The organism is Sporosarcina sp. FSL K6-1508 (assembly GCF_038007465.1).
Taxonomy (GTDB): Bacteria; Bacillota; Bacilli; order Bacillales_A; family Planococcaceae; genus Sporosarcina; species Sporosarcina psychrophila_B.
Map to the genome: position 1 here is coordinate 178,762 of NZ_JBBOXF010000002.1, position 10,975 is coordinate 189,736.

At 35.2% G+C, this 10,975-nt stretch carries 11 protein-coding genes; all 11 read right to left on the reverse strand.

The genetic code is table 11. The features are described 5' to 3' along the window. Nucleotides 1-50 precede the first annotated feature (50 nt). The 11 genes from MKZ11_RS24940 to istA (MKZ11_RS24990) all read right to left on the reverse strand — a co-directional run bounded on the left by MKZ11_RS24940 (nt 51) and on the right by istA (MKZ11_RS24990) (nt 10,863). On the reverse strand, nt 51-431 hold the full coding sequence (locus MKZ11_RS24940; RefSeq protein WP_340797296.1) for a DUF6262 family protein: 381 nt from the start codon (nt 429-431) through the stop codon (nt 51-53). Beyond that, entirely contained in the window at nt 424-2,538 is a 2,115-nt protein-coding gene (locus MKZ11_RS24945) for a tyrosine-type recombinase/integrase (protein WP_340797286.1), read from the reverse strand. The genes MKZ11_RS24940 and MKZ11_RS24945 overlap by 8 nt, the downstream gene beginning before the upstream one ends. Continuing rightward, nucleotides 2,528-3,640, reverse strand: coding sequence for a tyrosine-type recombinase/integrase (locus MKZ11_RS24950; protein ID WP_340797287.1), 1,113 nt, complete (start codon nt 3,638-3,640; stop codon nt 2,528-2,530). Before MKZ11_RS24950 ends, MKZ11_RS24945 begins: the two co-directional genes overlap by 11 nt. A gap of 32 nt (nt 3,641-3,672) precedes the next feature. Then, nucleotides 3,673-4,425, reverse strand: a complete 753-nt coding sequence (istB, locus tag MKZ11_RS24955) for an IS21-like element helper ATPase IstB (protein ID WP_340794546.1) — start codon at nt 4,423-4,425, stop codon at nt 3,673-3,675. Next, nucleotides 4,415-5,710: an IS21 family transposase gene (gene istA, locus MKZ11_RS24960; protein WP_340796980.1), complete on the reverse strand. Its 1,296-nt coding sequence runs from the start codon at nt 5,708-5,710 to the stop codon at nt 4,415-4,417. The genes istB (MKZ11_RS24955) and istA (MKZ11_RS24960) overlap by 11 nt, the downstream gene beginning before the upstream one ends. Before the next feature lie 1,153 nt (nt 5,711-6,863). Next, complete coding sequence (locus MKZ11_RS24965) at nt 6,864-7,214, reverse strand: DUF6445 family protein (RefSeq protein ID WP_340797288.1); 351 nt, start codon at nt 7,212-7,214, stop codon at nt 6,864-6,866. 172 nt (nt 7,215-7,386) lie between these two features. After that, complete coding sequence (locus MKZ11_RS24970) at nt 7,387-7,587, reverse strand: hypothetical protein (protein ID WP_340797289.1); 201 nt, start codon at nt 7,585-7,587, stop codon at nt 7,387-7,389. Next, the gene (istB, locus tag MKZ11_RS24975) at nt 7,584-8,339 is read right to left on the reverse strand and encodes an IS21-like element helper ATPase IstB (protein WP_340797290.1); all 756 of its coding nucleotides are present in this window, start codon (nt 8,337-8,339) and stop codon (nt 7,584-7,586) included. Before istB (MKZ11_RS24975) ends, MKZ11_RS24970 begins: the two co-directional genes overlap by 4 nt. Beyond that, nucleotides 8,336-8,512: a hypothetical protein gene (locus MKZ11_RS24980; protein ID WP_340797291.1), complete on the reverse strand. Its 177-nt coding sequence runs from the start codon at nt 8,510-8,512 to the stop codon at nt 8,336-8,338. Before MKZ11_RS24980 ends, istB (MKZ11_RS24975) begins: the two co-directional genes overlap by 4 nt. A gap of 27 nt (nt 8,513-8,539) precedes the next feature. Continuing rightward, the gene (gene istB, locus MKZ11_RS24985; protein WP_340793833.1) at nt 8,540-9,313 is read right to left on the reverse strand and encodes an IS21-like element helper ATPase IstB; all 774 of its coding nucleotides are present in this window, start codon (nt 9,311-9,313) and stop codon (nt 8,540-8,542) included. After that, nucleotides 9,310-10,863, reverse strand: coding sequence for an IS21 family transposase (gene istA, locus MKZ11_RS24990; RefSeq protein ID WP_340793835.1), 1,554 nt, complete (start codon nt 10,861-10,863; stop codon nt 9,310-9,312). The genes istB (MKZ11_RS24985) and istA (MKZ11_RS24990) overlap by 4 nt, the downstream gene beginning before the upstream one ends. Nucleotides 10,864-10,975 lie beyond the last annotated feature (112 nt).

Consider the following 10,975-nt stretch of genomic DNA (forward strand, 5'->3'; position numbering starts at 1 on the left):
TCTTCGTAGTTGAAGAGGAAAGAGAGGGACGTTATTCTAACAGTTAGCTACTACAACTTTTTATAAACTTCTGCGTAAGCTACCTTCAGTTGCTCTCTTAATTGTTTGTTTTCTTCCCCCAATTTTTTGTTCTTCCTTTTTAGGGAATCGATAAGGGCATCTTTATTGTTTTCATTCATTTCTCGCTTTACTTGTTTCATTGTAGGCACTTGTGATTGTTGGTTTCGTAATGTTTCAATTCTTGAGCGAAAATCCTTGTTATTATAGAGCGTTGCTTTTGATACACCAGCTTCACTGGATACGCTGTTAAAATTTATTCTTTCATTGGCTCGTATGAGCCTTTTAATGGCTTCATCTACTTTCTGATGGGTGTTTGCTCTCCGATGAGCGTGAATAGCTTTTAAATGTCCTCTACGGTCATAGTTAACTATTGGAACCACCTTGCTTTCTCTTGATTCGTTCTAATCGTCCAAAAATGATGTTGCCTTCTTTAATTGTATTTAAAATTTTTTCATACCGTTCTAAATTCCTTATATTCTTTTCGGCAATGTCATTTCTTCCACGTTGTTCTAAGGTTTCTATCGTTTTTGTTGTTGTCTTGATTAATAGTTCATACTTTTGTAAATCCAACTCAGAAAAACCGATACCTAAGTCCTTACAGGGACTTCCACCGTTACACGTTAAACATGGTGGTTCCGCTGCATAAGGACAATTTCCATTGATTCGTGCATGGCAGGTTCCATATGGATTGTCTATCGCATTTAATTTTTGATCTTGCCACAATGTTTCTAAAATATCCGATGGAATATCTTCATTAGGTCTTATTTCTTGAACCTCACCATTTAGATCAAAGCTGAATACTCCTTGCTTGATGGCAGCTTCAAAGGCTTTACGTTTTGTATTATCAAGTAATTTAGCGTATCTCATTGTCATTTCAGGAGAAGCATGTGCTAATAACTCTTGAACCGTTAAAATATCTGCACCACTGTTTAACAATTTAACCGCGTAGGTGTGGCGAAATTGATGCGTTTTGAAGTGAAATACATTACCGTTCTCATCTTTAATTTCTTTGTTTCTTGCCAATAAATTCAATTGTAGCTGAATCCAATTTTGGCTATAAGGTTTTCCTTTTCGAGAACCATAATAACGAACAAAAATATATTTTTCAGGATTATTGTCGTCGTTGCTATTTTGAATAGATTTTTCTATTAACACCGCCAAAATATTGGCTAATTCATCATCGATTGGGACACGATGTCCTACTACATACGTTTTTTTGATATCCGTCTCAATATAATATTTACCATTCAATTGAACTAAACAATCATGGGTTAGTTGCAATACATCTGAAATTCGTAATCCAGTCTTAAATACTACCCATACTACAGGTTGAACATCACTATGGAGTGCATTAATATGGGTGAATAGTTTTTCTAACACATAATCCGGAATATAGTTAATCTGGTCAATAGATTTCTTTTTTTGCTTTGGTTTGTCCTCTGGGAATATTAATAATTTCACAGGCTTTTTAGGAGCGATTTCATACTGATATCTTTGAATATCATCTAAGAATTTTTGTATAAAGACCAAACTCATGGAAATATATGCTTCGGGGTTTGCATTTTTTTGTTTTAATTTGTGTTTTGCGTATTCGTGTAACCATTGGATATATTTCTCCACATGTGACCGTTTTAATTGTGTCAAATCATTCCATGTGGTCTCTAATGATAAAATAAATGTAATAAATTGTTCTATGTGTTTCATATAGTTTTGTGCTGAGCTCCAAGAAAAATTATTTTTGCTGAGTAACCGTTGTCTTATATACTTTTTTACATGTTCTCGAATAAACTGGTGCTCAATTTTTTCGAAATCTATAATGTACTTGGTTGAACTCTTGCTGTACTCTACCCCATATTTTTGATTTAAGTTTCTTACATCCCAACGATCTTTTTCCCACTCCTCACGAGTATCTGTTAAATGAATTAAGTATGAATGCATCAAGTATAAAAAGTTTGCAATTGCTGTTTTATGTGTGTATTCACCATAAAAAAGACTTTGTTGAATGCTATGTATTTTTATCCCATTTTCAGACAACCAAAATAGCCATTCTCGTTCTACATTATTTATATCTAAAGAAAGCAAGGAACTTATATCAGGATGCTTTTCATTAAGAAACTTTGTTAATTTTCTAAGATTGCGGGCTCGTCTAACAAAAGCACTTATCAAAGTCCAATCGTCTCGAAATAACCTGTTGTACCAAACATATTTAAGTTCCAAGTTTATAGAAGAGCTTACACTTTCAAATTGAATGTTTTTATTCATATATGCATAAGTTGCAAATTGTTCGCTAAAGTTTGGGATTGTTCCAATAAAACTGACATTCCATGTATTATTTACTAAGAAGTATGGGTTTTTCACAACATTTTTCGTAAGCGACCCATCTTTGTGAATGATTTTTTCAGTATAGGTCGATAATTCTTGCTGTAATCGTTCATGAAAGCCTAATTCGACATTGGTACGTTGTTGATTAATTTTCATTCTCTTGATCCACTCCAGATATATTTTTCAAATGAAATGCATGTTCAGCCTTTTCCCAATTCTCTCGAATTTCTTCATCTGAAGGATGGAGGTATAAGTTCATTGTAGTTTGAATTTGAGAATGCCCTAATCGTTCTTGTACTTGTTTAATGTTTTTTGTTTGTTGGTAATACATGGTGGCATGAGTATGTCGTAAAAGGTGGGGGTGTACATTCAACCCAGTTTTCTTTCTTAATCGCTTAAATAAGGATTCTACATCGCTATATGTCATTGGCTGCCCTACATTTTCACCACGTAATTTGATAAATACAAAATTTGTATCTAAGTCCAATTCATCGACTACGACATACAAGAAATCATCTAATAAATCCATTAAGCCTTGGGAAACAAAAATTTCTCGTTCTCCTGTTTTTAGTTTAGCGCCATTTTCAAGTTCCCCTCGATCAACTAAACGAATACGGTGCCCGTTCTTGTGGTGAAAAATAAAGTCTTCAATGAAAAGAGAGAGTGCTTCGCCGATTCGTAGTCCTGTTTCAAAAAGCAATTGGATTAAAAGTTGATCTCGGATATTGGTTGTAGCTTCCACCAATCGTTGCACTTCTTCTTTCGTTAATACTTTTAGTTTTTTCCTTGGTTCTTTTATTTTTAGAACATTACGATTGGAAGGCTTATTTTTATTTACATGATAAAGAAAATCCTTATACCTTGTTTTTCCGCCTGTAGATATTTGCTTCATTAACTTATCAACCATATCGTTTTGAATCTCTTCATTTCGATACAAATAGTCATAAAAATTAGTGATGACTGTAATTACTAGATTAATTGTTTTTTCTGTTTTCTTCGCTTTAACTGGTTTGAGGGGGGCGACGTTTATGTATTCACACGGATTTCTTAACCATGCCACAAACTCCACTAAATCCTCTAAGATAATCTGTCTGTAATCTTTCTTCTTCTCCTGTAAATACATAAAATATTGTTTTAAAGAGTAACAATAAGTCTTTTGTGTATTACTGCTTTTTCCTGTTATATCTAAAAATTTTAGATATTTCATGACAGGAATTACAGGAAACCCCTCCTGGTCTATAAATGTCAATCTAAACATGTACAGTTTTGCTTGTTTAAGAATGTACAAAATCACTCATCTTCTTTTTTGAGGTGATCCTTTATTCTGTAGGATTGTCCAACGATACTTACAACTGTTGCGTGATGCAGAACACGATCCAATATGGCGTTCGCTAATTTGGTATCCTGGAAAACTTCATCCCATGCTTTGAAGTTAATATTCGTCGTTAAAATCGTACTTTTTTTTTCATAACGCATATCAATGAGCTGGAAGAACATCTTCGCATCCTCTGCTTCAATTGGTAAGTAACCAATCTCATCAATAATCAATAGTCTATACTTCGTATAATGCTTTAAACGGACTTCTAAGCGATTCTCTATCTTTGCACGCTTCAAGTTCTGGATTAAGTCGTGGCACTTTATAAAGTAAGTGCTGGTACGTTTCTTTGCGGCCGCTATACCTATCGATGTCGCCAAATGAGTTTTGCCGACCCCGCTGGGGCCTAAAAATACAATGTTCTCTTGCGCCTCAAGGAAGCGTAATGAAATAAAATCTGAAATTTGCTGCTTATTTATACTTGGCTGAAATTCAAAATCAAATTCAGTGATTTCTTTTCGGTGTGGGAAGGCACCCACTTTAACCATTGAGTGAATCATATTTTGTTCTTTCACATCAATCTCATAATTTGTAAGTTTGACTAAAGTATCTATAAATGACAATTCGTTTTTAATGCTGAAGTCCACGACTTCTCCTAAATGTTGCGTCATTTGTTTCAGTTTTAAGTACTCTAAGTTTTGGATTAATTGCTGATAACTATTCTTCATCGCTATACACCTCACCGATTGCTGCTAGATTTTGTTTGGCTAAAGCATCGATATCTGGATAATAGGGAATTGCTTTGGCTAGCGTATCTTTATAATGCGTCTCTTTATAATTTAATTTCGATGTAGTTATCTGATGCTGCACAATTAATTCCGTGGTATAGTAGACAAATAACTGATCATCATATACTTGTAACCCGACCGTCTTCCCTTGATATTTGGCTGGAACCGAATATTGGTTAGACTTGTAGGTAATCATGTTTGAAGCATTGACTTTTACAAGTGTGTGCTTGATTCTGTAAGAATCTTTTACTTTGTCCTGTGGTAGGGGGAGTAAGAGGTTCTTTTCTTGTTTGTGCGCAAATAGTGGTATCTTATTCGTCCCTTGATTGATACTTTGATTAATACGTGTACAGAGCTTCTGTATGAATTGATGTAACTCTTCATAGTTGAATTTCCCCTGATAAGCATGAATCTCATCCAACAGCTTCATAGGTGCTTCTACTTTGCCTTTTGTTCTAGGTCTTCCTGCAACACAAGGTTGGACTTTGAAGCCGAAATCCTTCGCGAATTGAGTAAACTTGTTATTCACAACTCCCTTGAAATAATCTGTTCTTGCCTCATCCATTACGGTTTTCATATTGTCTGTCACAATCACTTTTGGTACGCCTCCAAATACTTCAAACGCTTCTGTCATAAATGACAATAAGACACTTTGAGATTTTGAAATACTTAGATGAAAGGCTCTAAATCTTGAATAAGAAAGTAGGAGCACTGCCACATTCACATAGATAATTTCACCATCTTTCATTTCATAGCGAATACTCTCTTTCCAATCCAGCTGTGCTTGTTCACCAGGTTTCGTTTCATAACGAATCCCAGATGAAGCACTTGATGTTGTACGCTTTCCATCATCAAAGTAGGCCTTGAATTCTGGTTTTCGATTTATATATGCACGGAAAGCAGATTGCGAACACTGTAGATCATGATTATCCGTAAGATATTGCCATAAAACTCGCTTGTAATAAAAGATTTGTTTGGAATCGGTGGATAAAAGTAACGCGATGACTTCATAGTATTGGTCAATTTTAGAAGCTTTATTTCTAGTTTCCTTTGGTGTGAAACCGTTTAAATATTTTTCAATCGTTCGACGATCTACATTTAATTCTCTAGCCAACCGGCTTTTATTTATTTTCATTTTTAAATTCCCCATTAGTTGCTGTAGTTTTGGTAGATCGAAAAGATTCTTCACTTCAATTTCCGTCTGAATATCTAGCTGCAAATACACACCAATCACCTCTTGATTAGTATGAAGAAGTGACTCGGATATGTACATATCTATTCAAGCACTTATGTACATATTTAGACTATCATTTATACCTGGTCTACTAATATGTATCTTTTGCTGTTATTCTTTAAGAGGACTTCTTGTACTCTCATAGAGCTGCACCCCCAAAACTATTTCTTATACGATCAGTGTAAAATATCTCTCTACACCTCCCACTGCGGGCTATGTCCCCACATTATAAAAACATGACCTTCTTACATAACATATTAGACATATTAGACCAAATTTTAAATACCTAAATAACAATTCAAATATGTATGTAAAAAGAGGATATATGCTTATATATTAAACATAGTATCCTCTAATAATTATAGTATAGTTAATTCTATCTATCCAAATCTAAGGGGAAGCACCCTCTAGGGCTTGATGGTAATCGGCTCTCGCCACCCTGTTACTAAGAAAGCCTGTCCTTCAATGTATTTCAAATTTAATTCCAAAGTTGGGTGTACTTCGATTTCCTGTTGAAAATCTTTCTTTAAAACCTCTAATTTTGAAAGTGCATACCTCCATTAGATGTAATATTTTATTGTGTTCTCTTTCATTTATATTTATTATTTGTGTATAGGGTATCTCTAACTTCTTCGCTATTTGAATTAAATCGGTTTTTTTATTATGATATTCAGTTCTCTAGATTTGACATTTTATCTATTGAGCAAATCCCGGTTTTTTCTGTTCATTCATTGAAAAAAGTCGAAACAGTCAAAACGGACAGAGTGTAGAATCTTTAAAAAATAAAGATGAGGCAACTGTTACTTGGAGGCAAATAATAATGCACATCGGTTTTTTTGTTCTCGCTGGAACCTTTTTTATGCATAATCTTCAGCATTGCATTTTTAACGCACATATAAACGATGAGGTTGAATTGTTCAAGCGGTAAAACGAGCTTTTGCGATCAGACATATAACAATGTTCTAGCCTAATGCACTCGAAATACTTTTTCGGGATCTTTATATCACGTAACGCACGCCATGCTTTTCTAAGAAGATGGCCAACTGTACTTTGTAAAGTCCAGAAATGGCCTAAGTGGTGAGTTCTACTATAACCTGTAATATTCCTCTTATAAGACCCTAATTAAGTCCGCTCGTATTTCATATTATTCAGCTTCATTGAAAAAAAAGTTGTGAGACAACCTTCCATCTGAAATACTTTTCCCAAACTTTTCAGTAACTGAATGAAAATATTTTGAACCTTTTAGTAAAACTAATCTATTAAATTTCATAGGAATATGCTCAAGTAACTCCCAATTTCCAATGGCATTCGTATCAGGAAAAACGATTTTTCTGTCCAGATCAGAGATATTAGAAAAACCTAGATTCTCTAATTCTTCTGTAGTATCTGGCACCTTAGATAAACCTGTAGCTTTATGCCCATAAATTCCCAATCCACCAATAGAATCTTCATCCAAACTTAAATATACAATTGCACTCCATGTTGCTTTATCCAAATGCATTAAAGACAATGATTCTGAATTAGCTAGTGATTACAGCCACGAGAATGTACCACTCATTGCCAATGAGTTTACCACTGATCAAAAAGATGAGTATTGCGGACAGATTGAGCCAGTAAGTGCGGGGAAGAGAGCCACCGGAATGTTACCGTTCCAATGGCTCTCTATTTTATCTAAACCTTTTACTTTCTAATTGTTTGTCAATAATGTCAATAGCCCAACGAACGAGTTCATCATGATCTATTGCCTCATCTTCAATCCCTAGGCAGGAGGATAATAGACTTTCTTCCACTTTCTCCATTACATCATCAGGTAAATACATGTGAAAAAAATACATGGCTATGCGATATTCAACTTCTGATGGAATCATATAGATTCCCCCAATCCATGGCGTTCTCTCATAGAAATCTCACCGTCTATCAAGATTTGATAGGAGTCATGGATAATTCGGTCTAGAATAGCCTCCGCAATTGTTTCATTCCCCAATTTTAAATGCCATCCACTAGGATCAATTTGTGAACAGTAAATAGTAGAAGCCACTTTATGGCGGGATTCAGTGATTTCGAGCAGGGTCGTTGCTTCTTCTGTCGATAAATCTGTCAGTAGCCATTCATCAAGAATCAAGAGATCGACCTTTGTATACTTTTTGATGCATTTACGATAGCTTCCGTCTGCTGCTAACTTTGCCAACAGCAGTTCATCAAGTAATTCTGGTAAGCGGATATATTTTACTTGATAAAATTGCCGACAAGCTGAAATACCGAATGCAGTAGCTAAAAATGATTTTCCTGAACCAGTAGGGCCCTTCAATATAATGTTGTGACTGTCTTGGATATAGAGGCCGCTAGCTAGTTTCAAAATCATTTCTTTGTCTAATCGACGGTCTTCATAGTACTCGATATCTTCGATACAGGCCTTTGAATTTAGAAAAGTAGCTGCTTTGATCAACCGTTGAAGCCTATTGCTTTTACGGCGGGAATGTTCTAAATCAATGAGTAAAGAAAAACGGTCTTCAAAACTCATATTTTGGAATTCTTTATTTGATGCTTGTTCCTTGTAGGCTTCCAGCATACCGATCAATTTTAGCTCGTGTAATTTTGTTAAAGTTTGTTCATTCATCATTTATCGGCACCTCCATAATAGGATGCGCCCCGTGTAAAGGCATGGTTATTTTGGCTGATTTGTGTTTCACGTTTAATTTCTTGCTCGGCATCATTCTTTTTGTTGTTCTTTAAAATGGTTTGAATACTTTTGACCGTAGGTGTAACCGTCAAGTAGAATTGAGCAGTTTTCACAAATTAAGTTTGATCAATTTTCCACAATTAAGTTTGAGCACTTACTTCGGGAAACAAAGTCTTTCTGTACTTCATACGCATACTTTCTTCGTCTTCTCCGAAGGAAATCACCTCACTTCGATGTAGAAGGCGATCCAATATAGCGGTTGTCAGTGAGGTATCTCCTAAAAATTTACCCCATTCATTTGGACCCTTATTCGAAGTTAATATAAATGCGGTTTTATCATACATGTCATATATAAACTGGAAAAACAGGCTTGCTTCCTTTGGATCTACAGTCATATACATAACATCATCAATAATTATTAAATCTGATGTTGTAATACGTTTATAGCGTGTCTTTGATTTACTAACGTAATCACTGCTTTTTAAAATATATATTAGTTCTCCCATTGAAACGAAGGTCACTTGATATCCATGTTCAATAGCCAAAGTGCCTAGTCCTACGGACAAATGTGTTTTGCCTGTCCCAGGTGGGCCCATTAGAATTAGGGTAAACATCTCTTCAATCCAATTTAAATCTTTTAATAATTTAAACTGTCTCTCGCCAATCGCATTTTGTTCTTCCAGTCGATAATCTGCCAGTGTTTTTGGATAGGGAAAGTCTGCCCATTGCATTAGTCGATGAATGGTCTTTTTTTCTCTGCACACCATTTCATGGGTAAGGAGTTCATTAATAAACTCGTGATAAGTCCAACTGCCCGATTCTGCATTACGCAAAAGAGCGGGAAGCTCTTTTGCGGTTTCAGCGAGTCTCAAGGTTCTACATTTTTCTTGTAATAGTTCAATAGGAGAGGTCATGACCTTTTACCCCCAGATAATAAATCGGTGTAGTAATCTTCTGATCGTTCTGCTGCCTTATATTCTTGATATTTTGGTGAATTGGTAATTACTTCTTTTACTTGCATCTGTGATTCTTTATGTAGCGTGAAAGCGACATCTCTGAAGTCATTAGCACTAATCATATGCAAAGTTTTCACAGTTTCCAGCGCTTCATTTATATGCTCTGGATGATTTCGAATGACCATTTGTAATACTTTCAACTGGTCTAATAAGTGTCTTGGATACTTCTTATTCAATTCATCTAAAAACCAACAAATCAATTCTTTATTAGAAAACCTAATCACAATTTCGTCTCTCAATAGCGTTTTCTTTGGACTTGGTTTCTTATGATGAGTTGGATCATAAACTAATTGTCCTTTCGAACTACAGAGTAAATGTCTCGCGATTAATTCTCCAGATGTCTGTAATCGAATATTTAGGTGGTCATCTGTGGTTACTTCTAAATATGCCATGTTTTTAGTTTTCGCATCGTACGTACCTGTAGGTACGGAATAACGATTGGATTCAAAGCGTATGACATTGTCCTTTTGAATTGTTCTTGTTATACTTTCTATTAGGGAATTCTCGAAAGAGAATTTTGAAGAGACTTTTCTTAAGTGCAGTTTTTCGACTGTATGCACTTCAGAAGGTCTTTTTTTTGTATTATGATGCACTTTGTAGTTTCCGGTTCTCTCAAGCCATTGAATGGCTTGTTGATTCCACAAATGGATGTCTTGAAACTCACGATTCTTCATGAAGTTATGCTTCACGAACTTGACGACTTGTTCTATTTTCCCTTTTGATTCGGGATCGCTTTTTCTACATAAATAAATAGAAAATTTTCTTAGTTTACGGTAATTATCAAATTCCTTGGTAAATAATAAGTCACCCGCATTTTCACTTACAGCTAGTAAAGCATCTTGGTCATATACCATTTCTTCAGGCATGCCTCCAAAAAACTCAAAAGCATTTTCATGACAGCGGACTAAATCTCTTGTATGGAAATGTCTATCTAAGAATTCAATGTACTTATACCTAGAATTGGATAATACAAACCCAATAAAATAAAGCCTTCTTCTCTTTCCGTCATTACAAGTCACCAAATCTTGACCGAAATCTACTTGTGCTTGAAAACCCATCGGACTATCCGGAACTGCTTCATAAACTCTTTGTTCAGACACTTTTGGTATATGATATGCAGCACGTAACTCATTCACATAATTCCTAGTAGTATTCTCCACAATATTATCTTCATTCAACCCCTGATTCTCTTTCAACCAGTCGTAGACCTGGGCACTACTCATATCAGGATATTTCTTCAACCATCCAACAATGACATCCCTGTAGGGATCCAACTTCTTTTTACGTGATTGTAAGGAGACTAAATAATCCTCAAATTCTTCAGATGTACTCTTTAGATATTTAGAAACGGTATTTCTTGAAATGTCCAACTTTCTCGCAATTGCCGACTTAGAAAAGCCCATTTCGGATAACTCGCAGATTTTCATATAAATCATGATTTTCTTCACTCCAGTTTCCTCACTTCCTTTTACAAGTTTAGTATAAAGGAAGTGAATTATTTAGAGGAAAACTGCTCAATCTTATTTGTGGAAAACTGCTCACTTTAGTTTATCGTTTACA

Coding starts and splice junctions, on each gene's coding strand:
- MKZ11_RS24945 (WP_340797286.1), bottom strand. CDS start 2,538: ATGAAAATTAATCAACAACGTACCAATGTCGAATTAGGCTTTCATGAA.
- MKZ11_RS24950 (WP_340797287.1), bottom strand. CDS start 3,640: ATGTTTAGATTGACATTTATAGACCAGGAGGGGTTTCCTGTAATTCCT.
- istB (WP_340794546.1), bottom strand. CDS start 4,425: ATGAAGAATAGTTATCAGCAATTAATCCAAAACTTAGAGTACTTAAAA.
- MKZ11_RS24970 (WP_340797289.1), bottom strand. CDS start 7,587: ATGATTCCATCAGAAGTTGAATATCGCATAGCCATGTATTTTTTTCAC.
- istB (WP_340797290.1), bottom strand. CDS start 8,339: ATGATGAATGAACAAACTTTAACAAAATTACACGAGCTAAAATTGATC.
- istB (WP_340793833.1), bottom strand. CDS start 9,313: ATGACCTCTCCTATTGAACTATTACAAGAAAAATGTAGAACCTTGAGA.